The organism is Blautia parvula, from assembly GCF_020215665.1.
GTDB classification, from domain to species: domain Bacteria; phylum Bacillota; class Clostridia; order Lachnospirales; family Lachnospiraceae; genus Blautia; species Blautia celeris.
In genome coordinates this window covers 5,625,840-5,647,471 of sequence record NZ_CP084061.1, presented here as the reverse complement: position 1 = coordinate 5,647,471, position 21,632 = coordinate 5,625,840, and the positions used below count along the sequence as shown (strand labels likewise).

General features: G+C 47.2%; 22 protein-coding genes. 1 reads left to right on the top strand and 21 read right to left on the bottom strand.

Annotated features, from left to right (window positions below):
- Positions 1-65 precede the first annotated feature (65 nt).
- The 18 genes from LC508_RS25695 to LC508_RS25610 form a co-directional block, all read right to left on the bottom strand.
- Positions 66-974 (bottom strand): sensor histidine kinase, encoded by a 909-nt coding sequence (locus tag LC508_RS25695; protein WP_103731031.1) that lies wholly within the window; start codon positions 972-974, stop codon positions 66-68.
- Entirely contained in the window at positions 974-1,645 is a 672-nt protein-coding gene (locus LC508_RS25690; protein WP_103731032.1) for a response regulator transcription factor, read from the bottom strand. Before LC508_RS25690 ends, LC508_RS25695 begins: the two co-directional genes overlap by 1 nt.
- A complete protein-coding gene (locus tag LC508_RS25685) occupies positions 1,642-2,823 on the bottom strand; it encodes a GGDEF domain-containing protein (protein ID WP_103731033.1) in 1,182 nt (393 codons plus the stop codon). The genes LC508_RS25690 and LC508_RS25685 overlap by 4 nt, the downstream gene beginning before the upstream one ends.
- Entirely contained in the window at positions 2,810-4,975 is a 2,166-nt protein-coding gene (locus LC508_RS25680; RefSeq protein WP_103731034.1) for an EAL domain-containing protein, read from the bottom strand. Before LC508_RS25680 ends, LC508_RS25685 begins: the two co-directional genes overlap by 14 nt.
- 182 nt (positions 4,976-5,157) lie before the next feature.
- Positions 5,158-5,877: an AlkZ-related protein gene (locus LC508_RS25675; protein ID WP_054350916.1), complete on the bottom strand. Its 720-nt coding sequence runs from the start codon at positions 5,875-5,877 to the stop codon at positions 5,158-5,160.
- Positions 5,874-6,131: a DUF3795 domain-containing protein gene (locus LC508_RS25670; RefSeq protein ID WP_103731035.1), complete on the bottom strand. Its 258-nt coding sequence runs from the start codon at positions 6,129-6,131 to the stop codon at positions 5,874-5,876. Before LC508_RS25670 ends, LC508_RS25675 begins: the two co-directional genes overlap by 4 nt.
- Positions 6,132-6,198: 67 nt before the next feature.
- Entirely contained in the window at positions 6,199-7,674 is a 1,476-nt protein-coding gene (locus tag LC508_RS25665; RefSeq protein ID WP_103731036.1) for a S41 family peptidase, read from the bottom strand.
- Between the two features lie 155 nt (positions 7,675-7,829).
- Positions 7,830-8,981: a hypothetical protein gene (locus LC508_RS25660; RefSeq protein WP_054350914.1), complete on the bottom strand. Its 1,152-nt coding sequence runs from the start codon at positions 8,979-8,981 to the stop codon at positions 7,830-7,832.
- The gene (locus LC508_RS25655) at positions 8,971-9,513 is read right to left on the bottom strand and encodes an RNA polymerase sigma factor (protein ID WP_033143597.1); all 543 of its coding nucleotides are present in this window, start codon (positions 9,511-9,513) and stop codon (positions 8,971-8,973) included. The genes LC508_RS25660 and LC508_RS25655 overlap by 11 nt, the downstream gene beginning before the upstream one ends.
- Positions 9,514-9,735: 222 nt before the next feature.
- The gene (locus LC508_RS25650) at positions 9,736-11,091 is read right to left on the bottom strand and encodes a sensor histidine kinase (RefSeq protein WP_158587237.1); all 1,356 of its coding nucleotides are present in this window, start codon (positions 11,089-11,091) and stop codon (positions 9,736-9,738) included.
- Positions 11,070-11,741, bottom strand: a complete 672-nt coding sequence (locus tag LC508_RS25645) for a response regulator transcription factor (protein WP_103731038.1) — start codon at positions 11,739-11,741, stop codon at positions 11,070-11,072. The genes LC508_RS25650 and LC508_RS25645 overlap by 22 nt, the downstream gene beginning before the upstream one ends.
- A gap of 2 nt (positions 11,742-11,743) precedes the next feature.
- Complete coding sequence (locus tag LC508_RS25640) at positions 11,744-12,493, bottom strand: lantibiotic immunity ABC transporter MutG family permease subunit (RefSeq protein WP_103731039.1); 750 nt, start codon at positions 12,491-12,493, stop codon at positions 11,744-11,746.
- 1 nt (position 12,494) lies between these two features.
- Positions 12,495-13,223, bottom strand: coding sequence for a lantibiotic immunity ABC transporter MutE/EpiE family permease subunit (locus tag LC508_RS25635; RefSeq protein WP_033143601.1), 729 nt, complete (start codon positions 13,221-13,223; stop codon positions 12,495-12,497).
- Between the two features lies 1 nt (position 13,224).
- Entirely contained in the window at positions 13,225-13,926 is a 702-nt protein-coding gene (locus LC508_RS25630; RefSeq protein ID WP_033143602.1) for a lantibiotic protection ABC transporter ATP-binding protein, read from the bottom strand.
- A gap of 127 nt (positions 13,927-14,053) precedes the next feature.
- On the bottom strand, positions 14,054-15,286 hold the full coding sequence (locus LC508_RS25625; RefSeq protein WP_103733050.1) for an ABC transporter permease: 1,233 nt from the start codon (positions 15,284-15,286) through the stop codon (positions 14,054-14,056).
- Positions 15,287-16,171 carry an ABC transporter ATP-binding protein gene (locus LC508_RS25620; protein ID WP_103733051.1) on the bottom strand — a complete coding sequence of 295 codons (885 nt, stop codon included), beginning with the start codon at positions 16,169-16,171 and terminating at the stop codon, positions 15,287-15,289.
- Positions 16,134-16,913, bottom strand: a complete 780-nt coding sequence (locus LC508_RS25615; RefSeq protein WP_103733052.1) for a hypothetical protein — start codon at positions 16,911-16,913, stop codon at positions 16,134-16,136. The genes LC508_RS25620 and LC508_RS25615 overlap by 38 nt, the downstream gene beginning before the upstream one ends.
- A 4-nt stretch (positions 16,914-16,917) precedes the next feature.
- Positions 16,918-17,436: an RNA polymerase sigma factor gene (locus LC508_RS25610; RefSeq protein ID WP_033143606.1), complete on the bottom strand. Its 519-nt coding sequence runs from the start codon at positions 17,434-17,436 to the stop codon at positions 16,918-16,920.
- Between the two features lie 278 nt (positions 17,437-17,714).
- Between LC508_RS25610 and LC508_RS25605 the strand changes: the two genes are divergently transcribed.
- Positions 17,715-18,566 (top strand): Rpn family recombination-promoting nuclease/putative transposase, encoded by an 852-nt coding sequence (locus LC508_RS25605; RefSeq protein WP_103733224.1) that lies wholly within the window; start codon positions 17,715-17,717, stop codon positions 18,564-18,566.
- Between the two features lie 289 nt (positions 18,567-18,855).
- Here LC508_RS25605 and LC508_RS25600 read toward each other — a convergent pair whose 3' ends face one another.
- From LC508_RS25600 to iolE, 3 genes are all read right to left on the bottom strand, one after another.
- A complete protein-coding gene (locus LC508_RS25600) occupies positions 18,856-19,305 on the bottom strand; it encodes an Hsp20/alpha crystallin family protein (protein ID WP_054350902.1) in 450 nt (149 codons plus the stop codon).
- 436 nt (positions 19,306-19,741) lie between these two features.
- Positions 19,742-20,662, bottom strand: a complete 921-nt coding sequence (locus LC508_RS25595; protein ID WP_033143800.1) for a sugar phosphate isomerase/epimerase family protein — start codon at positions 20,660-20,662, stop codon at positions 19,742-19,744.
- A gap of 71 nt (positions 20,663-20,733) precedes the next feature.
- On the bottom strand, positions 20,734-21,630 hold the full coding sequence (iolE, locus tag LC508_RS25590) for a myo-inosose-2 dehydratase (RefSeq protein ID WP_054350901.1): 897 nt from the start codon (positions 21,628-21,630) through the stop codon (positions 20,734-20,736).
- Positions 21,631-21,632 lie beyond the last annotated feature (2 nt).

Here is a 21,632-nt window from a genome sequence, read left to right as displayed (position 1 = left end):
CCCTGTTATGTCTTATTGGCATTATCATAACTCCCGCCTCTTACGGAAATGCTACAAAAAGACATTCAGTTCTTACAGTTCTGTAAGTAAAGGAAAAACGTGCTTCCCTTTCCCGGCGCTGATTCCACAGTGATATATCCCTTCTCCATCTCCAGGATCAGGCGTGTCAGATACAGCCCAATACCGGATCCTTCAAAGTTTTCCGCATTCTTACCCCTGTAAAAACGGTGGAAGATCCTGCTCTGCTCCTTTTTCGGTATTCCCATCCCCTGGTCCTGTATCCCTATCCTTGTATACATTTCAAATCCTTCCAGGGTAATTCTTATCTTACTGTTCTCAGGCGAATATTTCACTGCATTTTCCAGGATATTCTCAATGGCCTCCGCTGTCCAGGGGCGGTTGTGATAGAGGTATCTGTCCTCAAAGGATTCCGTACAAATCTCCATCCCCTTTTTCTCAGCCTTCTCGTATACGCCGGAGACCGCATTTCGGATAGTATCCTTGATGCCCAGATTCTCCGCCTCAAAAGAGAGCACTCCCTGTTCCAGCTTCACCATTTTAAAAAGGGACTGAAGAATCCAGTCCAGTTTCCTTGTCTGCTCCTTCAGCCGCCTTTGAAATTCTCTTTGTGTTTCTGCCTCCTCAACCCCTGCTTCCAGGATTTCTTCGTACATAACCACATTGGCAAGGGGTGTTTTCAATTGGTGGGACATATTGGAAATCAGACTTTTCACCTGCTCCTTCTCCATTTGGGCATGGCTGATTTCCAAATCCAGTTTTTCCTGCAGCCGCAGCATCTTGCCTGCCAGCGCAGACTTTTCCCCTTCCCGGAGGGCAGACTGTGTGATTTTTCTTTCACTCAGCACCTCCTCCAGCATGGTATCTATGGTCTGATACAGATTTTTGTACTTTTTTCTGTAAAGGACTGCAAGGCCTCCCATAACCGCACAAAATACCGCTAGTATTCCCGTCATTAGTCCTCCCTCCAAATATATCCCAGACCGTGCACTGTCCTGATCAAACGAGGGCTGGAAGGGTCCTCCTCAATTTTCATGCGGAGTCTGCGGATATTCACGGACACTGTATTGTCATCCACGAATTTTCCCTGATTATCCCACAGCCGCTCCAGAATCTGTTCTTTTGACAAAACCTGTCCCCTGTTTTCCATAAAATACTGCAGCAGTCGGAATTCTACTGAGCTGCATGGGATCTCCTTATCCTGCCGGTATGCCCTGCAGGATATCCTGTCAAGGGTTATCCCATTGGAACACAAAATATCCTGCACTTTTCCCCTTCTCAGCAGATTCCCCATTCTGGCTTTCAAAACTGCCAGGGAAAAGGGCTTTGACATATAATCATCCGCTCCCATCTGCAGGGCTTTCACCTCATCCAGTTCGGTATCCCGGGCTGTCAGCATAAGAATGGACATGCCGGAAAATTTTCTCACTTCCCTGCACACCTCATACCCTGTGCCGTCAGGAAGATTACAGTCTAAAATCATAAGAGAATAATTGTCCAAAGCCGCGGCGCGCACTGCCTCCTCTTTTCCTGAGACAGCCCTGGTGCTGTACCCTTCTCCTTCCAGGGCAAATACCAGCCCCTCCTGCAGTTCCCGGTCATCCTCCACGATCAATATCTTTGTCATATCTGCCGCTCCGTCTCCCCGTGCTTTTCCTTTTTCTGTACATACATCTGCGCGTCCGCCCTTTTATAAGTGTCTTCCAGGGAGGTATCTGTCTTATCGTCATAACAGGCATATCCTGCAGACATCTGAATCTCTGCGTCCGCGGGCAGGCCGTCCACGCGTCTTCTCCTGCAGGATTTTTCTATTATTTCCAAAATGCGGTCACGGGGGACTTGGTGGAGAATGACTGTAAATTCATCTCCTCCTGTCCGGTACAGCGTGGCCTGTTTCGGAAGACAGGATTTGAGTATCCTGCAGCCTGCCTGGATATATGTATCCCCTGCTGTATGGCCAAAGGTATCATTTATATGTTTTAATCCATCCAGATCCACAGAGACAAAGGCAAAACCGCTTTTTACCTTCATGGTCTCCAGGTTATGCATATCCACCTCAAAGGCATTTCTGTTTTTCAGGCCTGTGAGCAGGTCCGTATTGGCCATGTCCTTATAGGCAGGATTGGAAATTCTGCGGAACAGAACCACAGCGATAATGGCCGCGATGATGCAGAAAATGCAGATGATGGCAGGTGCCGCCAGTTTCATATTACTGAAGGTATGATACTGTCCGGAGGCATCGAATTCTATTCCCAGCACACCTACTACTTCATCTTTTTCATGCATGGGAAAATAGGCGATGAAGACATTTCCCCATCTTGTATGGTTAATATCTTTTGGAAGTACAACCTGACCCGCCATGGCCTTTTTCATATCCGGAATACATTCTTTTTCAATCATATCCCCTATGCAGCGGAAATCTTGATTCGTGACCGGCAGCCCGTCCACCAGATAGATAAAGGTACCGTCCTCTTTTTCCTTTGCTGTATAGAGATATCTGACACCTGTAGCTGTTCTCACATTTTCCAGCGTCTTTTTGGCTTCCTGATAAAGATAAGACGTACCGTCAGCCCTGCTGTTCAGCCTCTTAAATGTCTCTACATCCAGTCTGCCGTCCGCATACTCATAGATACTGTTGGCCCTGACACTGAGTGCCCGTATCATGCCGTTATAGGAGAGACGGTAGCTCACTCCAAAGGTAAGCCCGCATGAGATGACCACAATGATGGCAGTCATAAGGAAAACCTGTAAATCTACCCTGTATATTCTCTTAAAAGAGCCGGGTGCCGTATTATTTTTCTTCATCTTCCACCTCACTGCAGGATACGTTTTCCACCATACCCACCGCCTTCACCGTACTGCCTTCCTTATCCCTGATCGCAGTGAGTGTAATGCGGTTGAGTACCGTACTTCCATCCCCCATTTTTGCCCTGACTACACAGGATGCCTTGTCCTCCCCCCGGTAAATGGCGCGGTATATTTCGCGAAAAGTCTCCTCATATCCCTCACACACGGTGCCCTGTTCAATAAATCCCTCCGGGGCATTGGCAACCGTGGCGTCCAGGCCGAAGGCTTTCTGCGCATATTCCGAATAATATGCAGTCCGCGTCTCCGTATCCAGTTCAAAGATCACCGTGTTGGTGGCCTCCATAGCCAGACGGAAACGTTCCTCACTGATGCGGAGGCTCTCAATGCTGTTCATACGGACTGTCTCATCGGAGAGAGCCGCATAAAAGATATCGTTTCCGTATTGGGAAGTCAGGCAGAAAAAGCGGATTCGGAGCCATAGAACCGTATTTCCTCTTCTCTTTCTCACAAATACCTCAGCGCCTTCCTTCTCTTTGCTCTCTTTTGCCCTGGAAAGCGCATCTGTCATTTTCTCCCTGTCCTCAGGCAGAATGTCCCGCATCACATCCACATGGCCGCTCTTATTCATCCAGTATTCATCCATCAGCCGGTAATACTCCCCGTTGGCCCTCAGGACGCAGAGCCTGGTCCCGTCATAGCTGTACTGAGCCACAGCACCTGTGATATTGCCAAGAAGCCGGTCTGTCAGGGTGTCCTTGTGGAACAAGTCAGTCAAATCCAGAAAATGACCGCTTCCCACCTTCTTTCTGCCTCCGTCGGCAAAATCCACTTTGCCCGGTGTCAGAAGCAGATGTTCAAATTCTTCCGTGTTCATGGGACGGTAATAGTAAAAGCCCTGTCCGTAGACACAGCCCACACTGCGCAGTGTTTTCACATGCTGTTCCCTGTTGACGCCCTCGGCGATCACCGGAAGATTCAGCCACTTGCTCATATGTAAGATGGCATCCAGGATTCCCAGACTTTTCAGCCCCTCCCCTTCCATAAAACGCATGTCCATTTTCAAAATGTCGATATTGGTGCTGCTCAGCATATTCAGGGAAGAATAGCCATTTCCGAAATCGTCCATTAAAATCGTGAATCCGCTTTTTTTCAGCCGCTCCGTCTCCTTTATGATCCGCTCCGGCTGACCTGCGTATACGCTCTCCGTGATTTCCAGTTCGATCAAACCTGTGGGAATCTGATACCGCTCCATCAAGTCTGTCAGCACGGAACACACATCCATATTAAAAATGTCCATGCGCGACAGATTGACCGATACCGGCACACACGCTCTGCCCCGGTCAAGCCACCGGCGGACCCAGGCTGCTGTCTCCTCCCAGACATACAGGTCCAGCTTTTCTATGAAATGGTTTTTCTCAAACAATGGTACAAACTCACCTGGCCGCAGCAGACCTTTTTCCGGGTGCTGCCAGCGCACCAGAACTTCTGCTCCCACCACTTTTCCGGTCTCCATATTGCATTTTGGCTGCATATAGATTTTAAATTCCTTGTTTTGTATCCCGGCTGCCATGCTGTTTGTGATCTCCTGCTCTCTCAGCAGATTTTCCCGCATTCCCTCCCGGTACACAGCCACATGGTGGTCATTTCCTTTGATAGAATTCAAAGCCATCAGGGCCCTGTCGCACATACTCCCCGCTGCCGGCTCCTCTGCGTCCATCCGATAGACGCCAACCGCGGGAACCGCCTGGGAGTTCAGGGGCTTATCGCTGAAGATCCGAAGTATCCGCTCCACCGTGACCTCTTCCTCGTATGCGGGAATACAGAGTGCAAAGACATCATCCCTCAGATTCCCCGCAATATGTGTTTCCTCACGGACCAGGCATTTTAACTGTTCTGCCACGTACTTTAAAAGCAGGTCGCCCTGCTCTCTGCCGTATAATTCATTTATCAGTTTAAACCGCTCAATGTCTATACAGATGATCTCAAAACGTGTCTGAGGAGTCTGCCGTATAGTCCTTTCGGCTGACGCACAGAAAGCTTCCCTGTTGTACAGATTTGTGACCGGGTCATATTCTCTGAGATGGATGACACTTTCCCTTAACTTTCTGTTCTCCTCCAGGAGTTCTCTATATTTACAATCTTCCAGCATTACCAATCCTCAATGATTCTTTCCCAATATTCGTAATTTTAATATAGTTTCATTTTATCACTGCTATGGGGAAAATGCTATATAATTATCACCCTGACGTCAATGACCGGGGAAAATAAAAGGCGGGCAGCATATGCGGATATGCCTGCCCGTCCTTTTATATATCTCCTTTCGCCTCTTTCTTAGCGCACTCTCCCTGCCCTGCCGTAAATAAATTTATGTATGTTTTTATCCACAGCAAGAGGGTTCAGTTTCAGAACCTGTTCCCTGATTCTCTCCTCCGCTTCTTTAACATCAACGGATGTCGCCAGTTTTAAGACCTCGCTGTCCCAGAAGTCCTCCGTTCTGCAAAAAGCAGTGGAATCCCAGCCGTAAGGCTTTCCTTCCGCGCTGAGCTTATGTCTTTTCCCACAGATCGTCAGGAAGAAATTCATCTGAAGCTCCACCAGCGCCCGGTCAAACCGTGATTTGTCTTCTTTTCCAAACCCGGCTGACTTCTTCAGTTCATGCAGCGGCATCACACCTTGTTCTTCTATGCAGGAATAAATGCGTTTTGCCTCATTGCTGATCCTGCCCTCCAGATACATATCCATAAAATCCATGCCTCCTCTGCGGCAGGCGAAAAAACAGGGATACCATTGTCTCGTGATATATCCGCTTTTTTTGAAAAAACACTTTGCATAGGCTATGTCATCTCTCTCATCCAGGACCCGCATGCGCCACTCCCATGGATCTGTCTCCCGGTCTCCTGTGTGCCATCTGACCGGCGTCTCATAGGGCGGTTCCTTGTCCCACTCCCAGTTTATGATGGAATAAATCCCCTCTGAACTGCCGCCGCCCATAGAAAAACCGGCTTCCAGCAGAACCTCCGTAAAATCTTCATAACTCCTTATATTTTTCATGTTTTACTCCATATTCTGCACTGTTCGATACGCTGCCCGTTGTCTCCTTCCTCCTCTGCATAGGAAAAACTCTTCAGCAGTTCGCAGGAAAATTCCCCGCATGCGCCGCAGTGCTCCAGTTTTTTCCCCTCTGCACATCCCTTGACGGGACAGGCACCCCAAAACGGATTTTCGATGGCAGTGCATCCGCTGCACTCCTGTTTCAAATAAAACCTGCATTCCTTACACAGTAATCCGCATCTTGACTCTATCATCTTTCTTTTCCTTTCTGCTGTTAAGATACCTGTATTCTACAACAGGAAACATGACAACTGTGTGTCATCATCCGAAAGGAACTCCTATTTCCCCATAGAGAGTTTCCAATGCCTTGTCAGCATCGCACAGAATATCCGGGGTCACCAGTTTATCTTCTGTCTTCTCATCCGCTCTCATGAACTTCTTTGTTGAGATCTGGACATAGAGTTTTGAATTCGGCAGCTGGAAAATGGCGATCTCCCCATAACCGGAGGGAGCATTTCCGGGCGGCTGGCCTATGATCCTGCCCAGATGATTGTCTTTTATAAATTCTGAAAACAGCATGGCAGAGCTGAACGTATCCGCAGATGTAAGTACAAATACCTCTCCGTCAAATACCAGGTCGCTATGTATGTCATTTTGGCAGACACCGTCTCCTCCGCCGACGGTAAACGGCCCCCGTCTCCAGCTATGCGTTCCAGTCTTATATGTGTCAACATCGAGATAGCGGATGAACTCATTTGCCACCATGGAATTTCCGCCGCCGTTTTCCCTTAAGTCCACCGCCACATTTCGGATATTTTCAGCTTTTACCTCCGTAAACATTTCCTGAAGGCATGTTCTGTATTCCTCGCTGTTCTTACATTCATTTAAGGTGAGGATGGCAAGACTTCCGGGGACATCAATACGATAGGAGACAAAAGGTTTTTCATCTGCGCCCTGATCTGAAACATCAGCCGCCTCGTATTCCTCGTATGGAATAAAATCTGCCGTTCCGTATACCGCTTCCTTCTCTTCGCCTGTATCATTCCGGAAGGTATAACGCACTTGGTCCGGATCTATATCCAGAAATTCCAGACCTTCCAACGTGATAAGGTCTGTGGCCATACGGCTTAATGCCCTGCTTTCTGTTTCATAACAGTACAAGTCTTCTTTTTCTCTGAATAATTCCTTCAGCCCAATGCCGTTTACCGCAGTTATCTGATATCCATCTTTCTCTTTTTGATGCATATCCTTCAGGTAGTGCCTCATTTTCTGTGTTACGCCGCCTGAAGTATGCGCGTCACCCAATACGGAAACGATATTCTGTACTTTCCGGTACAGCATGATTCCCGTGATCGTTTCCTCATCTTTCAGTTCCTGCACTGCCTTTTCACAGGCCTGCTGCACATCTTCCGGGACCCCGTCTATGAACATGGGATGGTCTTTTTTCAGATAATGCATAAGATAGTCTATATCTTTTTCGGCTTCCCTGTAACTGAGTGTCTGTCCCAGGATATCCACGTATTCCATCTCTGTGTTCATATAAGTGTTCCAGTACGGATTGCAGTACACACCCTGAATCGTAACGACGGCAAACAGCACAGTGTAAACTGTCACTAAAATTTTTGAAAGTATCCCGCCGCCGCTTTTCAGGAAAAACAATACCGCTGCCCCGAGCATGAGTCCTGTCAGAAGAACCATCATATATTCCGGTACGTGGGGAAAGTATGGATTTACTTTTAAAAGTACCGGTCCCAGCAGACAGACCGCTGCACTGATCAACAGATATTTCTTTTTCATATTCCCTCCATTAAGTAAATCGGATTTCCGTGTAAGATCATATAATAACACTATACCATACGAAAGTGTACCTGTCTATTTTTTACCGGATAAGCGGAAATTAAGCCCTCCCGGGTATGACCGGAAGGGCTCTTGAAACTGCCTGATATGTTAGACTAGAATACTGAAAAATTGATCATATCCGCCAGACTTTGAAGCTGTTCTTTTGACAAGGATACAGGTCCTTCGGCGGGTTCGTTTGTAAGGGTGTTGATATAATTTCCTTCTGTGTCCATATCAACATTTTCCTCCCGGACATCCGACATATTGACCAGCACAAAATTTTGTGTTCCGTTATAAAAAATATAACTGTGTTTTGTTATATTGTTGATCATAAGCTCCACATCATCCCCATTGCTGTTGGTATACTCCCATTCCTCATAATCGGACAATTCCCCCATATTCAGAACAAGATCTCCAAATACTCCGTTTCTGTTTACAGACATGCCCCCTACATACCGATAGTCTGGCTGGTCCTCTTCCAATTTTACTATAATGTCTCCGTTAAAGTTTCCTTCCGGAAATGTTCTTGCATAATCCCAGATGAAATGTTCCTTATCCAGCAAAAAATCATTGATGCCAACTTTACTTATAATCTCGTCATATCCTTCTATCGTCTCCGGCTCGCTTAACAGCTTCAGATTATATTTTCCGGTTATCTCATCAATCTTATCGGCTGTTCTTTGACTGAGTGCATTGTATGCACTGTATTTTTCCAGTTCCTGCGGCAGTCCGTTTTTGCTGACCTCCGCTATGGCCTGTAATTCTTCTTCTGAATTCATGTTTTCCAGGAAATAGCTGCTCCACTCCTGCGCTGCTTTATATTCATTGCTCCCGGCAAGGGCATGGGCTGCCATATTTACAGCTTCTTTTTCTTTGCCTGTCTGTTCTTCGCCCTCTGCATTTTCATAGACATATTCTTTTTCCGCCACAGGATGTATCTCATCATCCACCAGAATACTTTTCAGTCCGAAAAAATCAGATGCGCTGGCTGTGAGAGCCAGTCCTGCCAGCATTACGACTGCCGCAGCTAATAGGATCAGCTTTTTCTTACCCATATGTTTTCTCCTCCCGTTCTTTCCTGCTGTGTAGTTTCCTTTGTTTACTCTGTCCAGCAATTCCCTCTGTCGTGTTTCAAATGTATCGGAAAATTTGTGCTCCCCACTGTTTTCTTCCATATGCTCCATCTCCCATGCCTGTCCCAGCAGATATAATACGGATTCCACGCTGTCATCCCGGTCTGTTTTTTTCTTCCGGTCATCCTTCATCCATTTCACCTCCCAATGCCTTTCTCACCTTTTCCTTCGCGCGGCGCAGCCTGGAATAGACGTTTTCCTCACTCAGATTCAGGCGCAGCGCTATTTCATGAACGGGCATTCCTTCAAAATACCTCATACACACCACTTCCCAATACTGTGCGGGCAGGATTTTCCTGATCTCCCGTATCAGCTCCCTGTACTGCAGGCTTTTCATATAGGATTCTATGGGCCTGTACGCATCTGTCAGCCACTCCTGCTCCTCCACAGATATATTGCCCTGTTCCCGTCTGTTCTTCCTGTATATGTCTATGGCTGCATTTTTTACAAACCTTGTCAGCAGGGTCTTTATCTTCCGTTCCTCCATTTCCCTGCATTTTCCCAAATATGGTATGAACTTTTCACAGGCATCCCCCACAGCGTCCTCCGCCTGGTATTGGTCGTGCAGGATAGAGAAGGCCACGGCATACATGCCGTTTCTGTATTTCATAAATATGTATTCCAGAAGTTCAGCGTCTGACTGCTTTTCTCTTTTGTTTTCCACCCCATGTCCTCCCTTCTGTTTTTGCTTCAGAATGATCACTCTTAATAATAATAACGTATGGGAAGAGAAAAGTTGGTCACTTTTACAAAATTTTTATTCTATTTTAAAAACTAAGTTTATACTGCGGGATATTAATATTTTCACTTATCCATCCCAAGCTGACCGGCAGACCATCCTTTATTTCCATAGAAAAAGACTGCCGCCTTTACGATCATTCAATCGTCAAAGCGGCAGCCAAACACACACACGCCCTCCCCCAAGGGCTTCCGAATTTCCCAGCTCCAGTCTTCCCCCATGCTCTCCTATAATTCTGTCTGCAATGAACAGCCCCAGCCCCGAATGCTTTCCCCCGCTTCTGGCGCTGCTGCCGGTATAGAATTCTTCTTTCCCTTTCTGCAGCGCTTCTTTTGTAAAACCCGGCCCGCTGTCCTCCACTGTAATACGCAGCGTCTCCTCACAGACCTCTGCGCGCAGGAAAACCCTGCCTCCGCATCCGGCATATTCAGCGCTGTTAGCGAGAATATTCAACAGTGCCCGTTCAAGCCGCTGCCTGTCTGCCCGAATGGTTCCCTCCGGCACTGCCGCCTCCCATATAAGAACTGCCTGTTTTTCTGATGTCAGACCCTGTGCCTTTTTCCTGATATCTTCCAGGAAGGTATCGGCCCGGACGGCCGTTTTTACGGGCATCTCCATATCTCCGCCCCTGGTCATATCCAAAAGCTGCTCCACATAATCCTGCATCTGGCGGACGCTGACCTCAATGGCCTCCACACAGGTGCGGTCATCCCCCTGGAGATTCCCCTCCAGAAGCAGTTCGTTATATCCTCTCACGATCGTGATGGGGGTTTTCAAGTCATGGGCAAGGGCTGATATCCGCTCCTGTCTTGCCTTCTCCATTTTCCACTGGCTTTTCAGTGACTTTTTCAGGGCATCTTTCATTCGGTCCAGAGCCTCTCCAATACGGTCGATCTCCCGGACTCCGCAGTCTGGTACCTGAAATTCCAGATCTTCCTGCTCTATTTTTTCTATAGCGTATTGGATTCCGTTCATCTTATTCTCTAGCATTTTTCCGAAACGCACTGCCATGAACATCAGATACGCCAGAATTTCCAATAATATGATCCCATATATCATCTCCTCCGCTGCGGGCAGATATTTCCGCAGTTTCGGATTCGTAAACTGGGCCTTCATAGTATAGCGCAGCACCAGGACTTCGCCGTCACGCTCTACCACACGATAAAAATCACGGCCCAATCCTGTGTATCCCCTGTGACTTACCTCCCAGGCTTTCTCAGCATCTTTTTGTGGTATGGTCCCCTCTTTCCACTGTCCATTTTCCGTAAAAAGGGCATACGCCATAAGCGGCGGAATATCCTCTGCCCGGATCTTCTCCGCGTTTTTCAGATTTTCCTTCTCCTGCTCATACTCCGTATCCCCATGATTTGCCGGGTAAATAAGACCTCTCTGCATAGCCAGTGACATCATTACAAACCCAATGACAGCCAGAAGAACAGAGCCTGCCAGCCAGCTTATGAGATATTTGATAAAAAGCCCTTTTAAACTTCTTTCTCTTTCCATGTGTATCCAATCCCCCATACGGTCTGTATGGGTATCTTTCCGAAATCTTCTGCCTTCTGCCTGATATTTTTCACATGCATGGCGATCACTGAGCTGTCGCCCTCCGCGTCGTATCCAAACACACCCTCATATATCTGTTCCTTCGACAAGGTCTGTCCGTGATGCAGTGCCAGGTATTCGCAGATCGCATATTCCCCTTTTGTAAGGGGCAGCACCTGCCCATCCTTTTCCATCTGTTTCGCTCCCAGATAAAAACGGAACCCGGACACTTCCACAGCATTCTTTTTTTCTCTCTGCTCTCTTCTCAGGTGCGCGTTCACCCTGGCGCGGATCTCCTCTGCCCCGAAAGGTTTTTTCAGATAGTCATCCCCGCCCAGGCCCAGCCCCAGAAGAACATCCGCCTCCCCGCTTTTGGCAGTCAGAAAAACAATAGGGCAGTCTGCCAGATCCCGGATTTCCCTGCACAGCGAAAAGCCGTCTATGCCGGGCATCATAACGTCCAGAAGTATTAAAGAATAATCTGATAATGAAAGCTTTCTGACCTCAAGAGGGTCGTTCACAGCCGTAACACGGTGTCCGTCCCTCTCCAGTATCTTCCGAATCAATTGAAGCAGCAGAATATCATCATCCACAGCCAAAATGGATGCCATATTTACGCCTCCTCCCTGCGTCCTTCAAATCTCTGAAACCAGACAAATGATATGACCAAGAATAACACAGATACCGTCAGATAGCAAATTCCCCCAAGGCGCATCTGGCCCCATAATCTCCGGTCAGCCCCTTGTCTCAGGGCAATCAGCAGGGTGGAAAACCGCATTCCGTAAGAAGGCCACCACACATACCAGATACCGTCTCCAAGGCCGGTGAGCATCACTGCGGAGATGACAGATTCTGCTACGCCTACACCAATCGTCACCCCTTCACCAAACCGAAGGCCTAAGAACAGATGCATGACATAGACCGGCAGATTGGATGCCCAGAGTACCAAAACCAAAAGGAAAAGAACTCCTAACCCCACTCCTTTTTCCCCTTTTAAAACAAGTGCAGCTCCAAAACCAAACATCGCAATCCCCACAGCAAGAAGACCCGGCAGATATAAAAGCATCAGTTCCGCCGCCAGGGCTTTTGTGCGGCCGGGTACTGCCAGCAGGTTCTGCATTTTTCCCGCTTTTGCCTCCCGGTCCGTGAGCATTGCCGTTACGATTCCGGCTATAGCAGGGTAGGCCATTGCCAGAAGTGTCACATACGTTGTCAAATGCTCCCACACGCCTGCCTGCCGAAGCCCCATATATGCCAGATATAAAAAGATTCCCGCCAACGGAATCAGAATATGGACAGGGAAAAAGAGCGAGTGCCGCATTCTGTATCCCTTACTTTTTATAAACCTGTAAAATTCTGTCATTTCACACTGCCTCCCGTCTCATCCACCATTTTATGCTCCCAAATGCGGCTGCTGCCAGCAAAATGATTACCATACCCATCCCCGGAATGAACACAGACGCACTCAAAAGAGTGTCCCCCTGTTCCAACAGAAGCCCGTTCGGACGGATTTGCAGTATCGGGCACATCAGCCGGTCTGCAATGGAGAAGGGAAAAAGGAAGAAGGAACCTTTTTCCACCACGGAAAAGCTGAAAAAAGCAGCCAGAAGCCCCAGCATGACAGTGGGAATCATCCCCAGCTTAGCGGACAACATCAGATAAAGGGGAATCTGCCATAAACTTACCGCCCACACAACCAGCATCCCCGCTCCGCCTGCGACAGCCGGAACAGAGGAAATAAAAACTATTCCCAGCAAGCTCATCAGTGCCCAGAAAATCACCTGGGAAAACAGCAGCCGCAGGGCCACTGCCGCACATTTCGCTGCCCACTGCCCGGCACCGAATACCGGGGAGGCCAGCATGGTCTGGTAGTGGAGCCTGATTTCACAGCGCATGTTCATGGCACATATAAGAGGCACCAGACAAGGATAAAATGTCCCATACCATATGTTATAAGTAAACTGCTGCGCATAAAGCCCCACCTGGCTTATGAGGTATCCCAGCACTACCGCAGCCACCGGCACCAGCCAGGTCATTTTTCCCATTGTGGAGTGCCGCATTTTCAGTAATTCTGCCTGAATCATCCGCTTCATCTTAATCCCTCCCGTTCCTTCTCACCACATCCATAAACAGCTCTTCCAGATCTTCTTCCCGGGCGACATCCCCCTCATATCCCAGCACGCCGCCTGCTATGATACCGATGCGGTCTGCAGTCTGCTGCACTTCACTCAGGATATGGCTGGAGAGGATCACCGTTATCCCCTGCTCGGGGAACCACCGGATCAGGTTTCTGAGTTCCTGGATTCCGATGGGGTCCAGTCCGTTGGTGGGTTCATCCAGGATCAGAAGCCTGGGCTTTCCAAGGAGCGCTGCGGCAATCCCCAGACGCTGTTTCATTCCATAAGAAAACTGTCCGGCTTTCTTTTTTCCCGTATTTTTCAAATCCACCGTATCCAGGACCTGACGGATCCTCTCGTCCGGAAGTCCCAGCTGCAGAGTATGTACCCTCAGGTTTTCCTCTGCTGTGAGATTTTCATAAATAGGAGGATTTTCGATCAATGCGCCGATCTGGTTTAAATCTTTTCTGCACCACTCATGATCTCCAAAATAAATTTTTCCTCCTGTTGGTCTCAGCATTCCTGTGATCATTTTCAGCATCGTGGATTTTCCTGCGCCGTTTGGACCGAGAAGGCCGTAGATGCATCCCTCCTCTATGGCAAGGGAAACTTTGTTCACCGCCTTGTGCCCCTTGAATGATTTACTCAGATTCTCTGTTCTCAAAATATATTCTTTCATGTGCTTCCATCCTTTCTATTGAAAAATCGCCTGCAGATATCTGTTTGTTTTCAGGCTTTTTCTTATATTCAGGATAGAATGTAATTTTAAATTTTCTATAAATACACATAAAAAATCCGGGGTTTTTCTATTTATTCACCTGATGATGCTTAAAGGCATATCCCGATGCAAGGATAAATCCTGCAATACAGAGCACATCCACCACAAACAGCATGGCCGGCAGACCGATCACCCTTCCGGGTACGTTATATGCCAGATAATCTGTAAAACGAAATTCTGTTATTTTAGACGGCAGCAGTGCCAGAACATGCTTCCAGAGGTATCCCCCTGCGCTTTCATAGAGAAAGCTTGGTATCAGGACCAGCAGAAAATCAGTGATAATGACACCATAGCTGTTCTTAAAAACAGCAGAGAGCAGCAGAGTAACAGCAGTCATGCACAGCACGGCCCCATAGCCCAGCAGCACAACCAGCAGTACAGCCTGCCACATGGTCAGGGAATAGCTGATTGGATTTGCAGTGTCATACGCCTGTATGGGCAAGTTTCCTCCCTGAGGGCCGAATATCATCAGGTAAATGCCTGCATAAGCCAGTACGATTCCCCAGTATACTGCCGTTGCATAGAGAACTGCGGAGAGTATTTTTGCCCTTACCAGCCTGCTCTTCCCATAGCGCATGGTAAGCAGCAGGGAATCTGCGCCGGTCTGGTATTCCCCTGCAAAAAGCGGGGCGATTCCAACACAGATAAGCGGCATGATCAGTATGATCCAGCCGGCGGAATTTATCATGCTTTTCCAGAATTGAAAGTTACCTAGCTTTAAATCTTTGACCTCCGCATCCTTTTCCAGCCAGTAATCTTTCTGGTTTTCCTTTATCATGCCCGTCTTTACAAAGCCATCCAGTTCTATGGCAAGCTGCTCACTCCGGCTCTTGTAGAAGTCTTTTCCCATGTTCCTCTGAAATACTTCTTTCATGTTCAATTCTCTGCTGCTGCCCTGATAATTTGTCATCAGAAGAGAAAAAAAATCCCGGTTTCTTCTGTAAAGTGTCCCGTACACCTCCTCATTTAGAAAATCGGTCTCCTCCTTACGGGAATTCGTCTGGGGATCCTCCGTGCAGTCCAGATACTTCTGCATAAACTGCTCCACATTTTCCTGGGTAACCTGCACAGTGGGCAGCTCTTTCATTGTCTTCACTGCCTCCATTCCGGAAACACTGTTTCCCTTTTCATCTACTGCATAGGTCTGCACAATAACAGAATAGACGCAAAACAGCAGGAACAGGCAGCAGCCCAGTACGGTAAGCTGGTTCAGTCTGCTTCCCCATATTTTTTTCCATTCATATCTCACCAGACGCTTCATCTACCATCTCCTCCTCTCATCCACCTCATCGTAAAATACACTCAGGTACAGATCCTCCAGATTCGGTTCTGCCCTCACTGCTGCTTCCATTGGCTTTGTCGGACTGACAGCGCGCAGGCGGATCTGTTTCCCCTGGTGATGAGAATTTACCACACAGATACTGCGGTCCAGATTTTCCAGTTCCCTCTCCGTGGTCTCGCACTCCCATACCTCTCCGCTGATGGTCTCCGTCAGTTCCGTCACGGTACCGTTCATGATAAATCTGCCTTTTTTCATAATCAGGATCTTATCCGCTATATATTCCACGTCCGAAACGATATGCGTAGACAGAATAACGATCCGGTCCTTTGAAAGACCGGAGATCATATTCCTGAAATATGCCCTTTCCTTAGGGTCCAGTCCCGCGGTGGGCTCATCCAGAATCAGTATCCTGGGATCATTGAGAAGGGCCTGCGCAACACCAAGTCTCTGCTTCATACCGCCGGAAAATGTACGGATTTTCCTGTCTGCATCCCCGGAAAGATGGGTCAGCTCCAGAAGTTCTTTTGTCCTTTTCTTTGCATAGGACGGCAAAAGTCCCTTCACTGCTGCAATATAGAGCATAAAATCCCGGGCCGTAAAACTGGGGGAATAACCAAATTCCTGGGGAAGGTACCCCAGTAAATCCCGGTAGTCCTCCCCCATCTCTATATTATTGCGCCCATCCAGCCTGACTTCCCCGGATGTAGGTGTCACAATGCCGCACAGCATCTGCATAAGTGTTGTCTTACCCGCACCGTTGGCTCCCAGAAAGCCGTATATGCCTTCCTCCAGCTCCATATTCACCCTGTCCACTGCGATTTTATTTTTAAATTGTTTTGTCAGCCGTTCCATAGTTAATTTCATGATAATTTCCTCCCATATATTTCAAAAGCCTGTTGATTTCCCGTATTGTGACCGCCATACCCAGAGCTGCTGTGATACCCCAGGCAAAAACCCGGTCTGTCTCATAGACCGGAATGGAAGTTGACCGCAGCATATTTATTACAACAACCAGGAAGCCTCCCCATGCCGTGCAGTACCAAAGCGCATTTTCATCCCTGCACCGTCCCAGCACTGCCATGCATCCTGCGCACATAACACTGAAAGGCGCCGCAAAATATAAAATGGCCTGCCAAAAAAGTCCCGCTGTTACACCGCTTGCGAGAAAGGCGCCTGCCAGGCACACTGCCCCGTCCAGACCGCCGAAGAGCAGCAGGCGCACCAGGAGCTGTTCCCTCAAAGAATATCTGGCTGTCTGCAGGATTTCCCGCATGCCGGGCCTGCAGATATGGCACAGTTCATTGACATTTACCAGACATAATATGGGGGCTGTCACGGATATGAGCGGCCAGGCACTGCTGTCAAACCGCAGTTCTGTCTCCAGGATTCCCAGAAGCAGAAGCCCTGTGAGAAGCAGTTTCAGTGCCCAGACTCTTTTACTGATAAAGTGAACCTGTCCTGCAAAAAATTCCGCTTTTGTCACGCGCTTCCTCTCCGGGTGAAGGTCTGCTTCTTTGGCAGCCGAGAGCGTCCGCAAAAAGGCATCCTCCTCATAGTCCGGTATGGGTATCTCCCTGATTTTCTTACTCAGTTTTCTGTCCTTCACGTCATCACTCCTCCCACCTGGTTTTAATATATTTTTCTGCCAGCTTCAGCCTGTAACGGACTGTGGATACAGGCATAGAGACAATCCCGGCGATCTCAGACAGCCGCAGATTCTGATAATAGCGAAGAAGTATCAGCTCTTTCTCCGGTTCCGGAAGTCCGCGGATGATTTCCTGCAGCGTAAGCCTGTCACTGATATTCTCAGTTCCGGAAGAAAAACCGCCTGCAGTCTGCTGCATATCTTCCTCCTCCAAAAGGACTTCCTTTCTTTTTTTATAATGGTCTTTTATCAGATTGCCGGCTGTCACATAGAGATAATTTTTCAGCTTCCCGGTATGCTCATAGCTGTCCAGATTCTGCAGAAACCGCAGAAAGACATCCTGGGTCAAGTCCTGAGCCGTCTGTCTGTCCTCCACGCGGCAGTAACAGTACGCATAGATATCCCGGTAATATTCTTTTATGAGGATTTCCAAGGAATCCTGCCGGCCGCTTCGGATGTTCTTCAGAATTTTCTTTTCGGACATGGGATTTTCCTTTCTGCTGTATGGTATCTATAGTATATAACGATTGAAAGACAGAAAAAAACAAATCATTTTAAAAATATCGGGAACGGATGGGCCGAACAGAAAAGGCGCAGACCTGCTGAACCGTTATTTTTATTTTAATTTTATATTTTATATATTTATATTTTGCAAAATTATATAATTTTAACGCTTTAAGTAATTGTAAATTTGCTTTATATCCGTTATAATATACACACAGACAGATTGCTTTCGTGTCATATTTTCCGGGAGGATACCATATGGCAAGGAAGAAATTTGAACAGTTAAATTTACAGGATGCATTTTTGTTTTCTGCTGCACTGGAAGATCCGGAGACATGCCGGCTGATATTAGAATTGTTTTTAGGATATCCGATTAACAATATAACCGTACATGCGGAACACAGTATTCTGCTCACCTCTGATTTCAAAAGCGTCCGGCTGGATATCTATGCCAGCGACAAGATAAAGGTGGGGTATAACCTGGAAATGCAGAATAAAAATGAGAACAATTTACCGAAAAGGTCAAGATACTATCAGAGTGAATTGGATGTAACCTCCCTGAAACCCGGGGAAACTTACAACGATCTGAAGCCCAATTACATTATTTTCATCTGCACGTTTGACCCTTTTGGCAAGGGTCTGTACAGGTATACCTTTGAAAACCGCTGTCTGGAAACAGATATGGCACTTGGAGACGAGACACAGAAAATCTTTTTCAGCACAAAAGGGAACAATCCTGAAGATATCTCAGAAGAATTGGCTGCATTTCTGGAGTATGTAGAGAACAGCACAGATCAATGTGCAGCGAAGACTCAAAGTGAAACTGTTCATAAAATCCATAATAAGATCAAAGAATTGAAAAAGAATCGGGAAATGGGGGTAAAGTATATGTTGTTAGATGAGCTGATCAAAAGTGCCGAGAAAGAAGCTGCTGCTGAAAGCCTTGCCAAAGGCCTTGCTGAGGGCCTTGCTGAAGGAAAGAGCAAAGAACAGAGCCGTTACAGCCGGTTAATTCTCCTTCTGGCAGATGATGGAAAGAACGATCAGATCGTAAAAGCTGCTTCTGACGTACATCTGCTGGAATCTCTGTATCGGGAATACGGATTATAATCTTATACTCACCGTCTCTCCAAGCAATTTTCTGCCCTTTAGGGCTCTGTTATTTTCAAATCATACAAGGCGGATGCGAACCATCCGCCTGTCTGAATATTTCTATCATTAAATTCCACAAAATCAAAAAAATATGATGCGAAACTCTGTCTATCATATTATCACCCGACAAAGCCATAGGAACGTAGATTTCTCCGAAGACACGCATGATTCCAGATGGAACGTATAACTGTCAGGACGGAACATAAAATCCGCTGCGCACTTTTCGGCGCAGCGGATTCAAATAGTTTCAGCCTTCAATAGCAATATATTCCTGCTGTTCCACAGCTTTGGCATCCTTTTTCGGAATAGCCAGTTTCAAAATTCCATCCTCGAATTTTGCATGAATATCCTGCTCTGTCACATCCTCACCCACATAGAAGCTTCTGCTCATGCTTCCTGAATACCGCTCACGACGGATATATCTGCCATTTTCATCTTTCTCTTCCTTGTCTGAAGTTCTCGCGGCCCGGATGGTCAGGTAACCATTCTTTAACTGGGCATTTATATCCTCTTTCCTGAATCCGGGAAGTTCCATGTCCACCTCATAGCCATTTTCTGTTTCCCGCACATCTGTGCTCATGCCATAATTGCCGCCATTTTCAAAAAGAGAATTGTTCTTTCCAAAAAGGCCCCTTCCGAACGGGAAATCCATCCAGTCATCAAATAAATTTTCTCCAAAAATACTGGGCATCAACATAAGTCATTTCTCCTTTCTTTCTATGACAAATTATTTTTTTACTTCTTCAGAGAATCCCTGTTGTTATGAACCAGGAAATAAATTGTTACTGTTCACTGCGTGCCCAGCAACACGCTTGGCGATGCACAGATATGGAGCATTCTGCTCCATATCGCGCCGGCTGCCTCGGGATTTTCATGCCTTCGGCCTGAAAGCACCTCGCGGGACAATGACATGTGAACAATATCAATAAATTTTCTTTTCCTTTGTTCTAGTTGTAATATAACACTTATACATCATATTGTCAAGCACACGCTTTAGAATTCACATTATTTTCACATTTTGAAGGACAGCATATAGAACCATTTTACCGGCACTGCCCAATGAAAAACCGGCCCTTCCACATGGTATACTGCCATATGAAAAAGCCGGTTTGCTGTCAGTCGTTAATTATATATTATTTTCCCAGAAGTTCTCTCTCGATCCTCTCTCTTGCCTCCGGTGCCTGTTTATCCATTTTCTCAGGAAAACCGAACATGGAGACGCAGGCGATATTGTCACCGCCCACTTTCGGGGCATTTTCTTTCAGTTGTTTATTTGCAAAATCCATATCACGCAGAGTTTCAAAGATGCCGTCAAAATCCACATCTCCTTCCCCCATTGCCAGGTGCTGATGAATGGTCACATCTGCTTTTCCCCGGCCGTTCAGCCACGGCGGATTGGCGATGTAACGGCAGTCCAGTGTCTGATTAAAGGTATCTGCAAACAGTACATGGGTCAGTTCATCTCCCGCATATCTCAGCATGGAACGCACATCCCCTTTGCCCTCGTCATAGAAGAAGCCGTGAGGGGAAGAATATACATATCCCAGATTTTTGGAACGGAAGGATTTTACCAGGTCACAGGTCTCATTGTTCAGCTCGCAGAAATCATAGGGATGGGACTGGATTTCCACACGGATGCCTTCCTTCTCTATAATAGGAAGCAGTTCCTCCATGGATCTGAACCACATGCCATTGCAGATTTCCTGCTGGTTCGGGTCACCGGACAGCTCTGTGTTGATAACCTGGACACCCATGTCCACTGCAATCTCAATCATACGTTTCCAGTTGGCAACCGCGAACTGTCTCTGCTCTTCCGTGGGGCCTGACCAGCGGTATACAACGATGAAAGATGAGATCTCCACGCCTGTCTCCTTCAGAGCCTGCCTGTATTCCTGTTCGCACTCTTTGGAAAAAAGCGGATGTTTGTAAAACGGATTGATTCTCGGATGGGGTGACTGTTCAATATATTTATATCCCCAATCTGCAACCTGATGGACCATACGGTTGATGTCCATCTGTTTTGCCAGTACGTCCACGTCAAATGCGATCTTCATATTGATTTCCTCCTAATCTTTATTCTCTGATACCTCCCGGTAAGAATACCGGGAGGTGCAGACTGTTTTGATCATAAACCTGTTTTTTCCGCAATATAAGCTCTTGCCTTCTTTGCATATTCCAGAGGATTGGCCTTTGCGGGGTCCTGCTCAGCTTCCACAACAACCCAGCCTTCGTATCCGGCCTCCTCAAGAATTTTGAAGATCGGTGCAAAGTCCACATCTCCGTCTCCGGGTACGGTGAACACGCCTTCACGGACACCTTTTAAGAAGCTCCATCTCTCGTTTCTGGATTTTTCCACCATCTCTCTGCGGATGTCTTTCAGATGTACATGTCTTACTCTGTTTACATATTTCTTCAGCACATTTTCTGGATCAATGCCTGCAAAGGACAGATGTCCGCTGTCAAAAAGAAGGAATACCAGCTCAGGGTCAACCATTTCCATGAAACGGTCAATCTCCTCCTCTGTCTGCACAACAGTTCCCATGTGATGATGGAAAGTAAGTGTCATGCCCTTGTCCTTCGCTATTTTTCCCAGCTTATTCAGGCCTTCCGCAAGCAATTTCCACTCCCGGTCATCCATGACATATTTGCCTTCCCAGACAGGCTGCTCCATCTTTCCCTGGATGCTGTAGCTCTGCTCGGATACGCCGATCACTTTTGCGCCCATTTCCTTCAGAAAATCCGTGGCTTTGATGAATTCCTTCTCTGTCTCCTCATATGGTCTGGAAATGAGGAAGGAGGAGAACCACTGGTTGCAGATTTGGATTCCTCTTAAATTAAGGGCTCTTTTCAGTACCTCTGTATCTGCGGGATATTTACCGCCCACCTCGGAGCCTGTAAATCCGGCCAGAGCCATCTCACTGACGCACTGCTCAAATGTATTTTCTTTGCCCAGATCAGGCATGTCATCATTGGTCCATGCAATGGGAGCGATACCCAGTCTTACTTTGCTTTTATCCAACATTA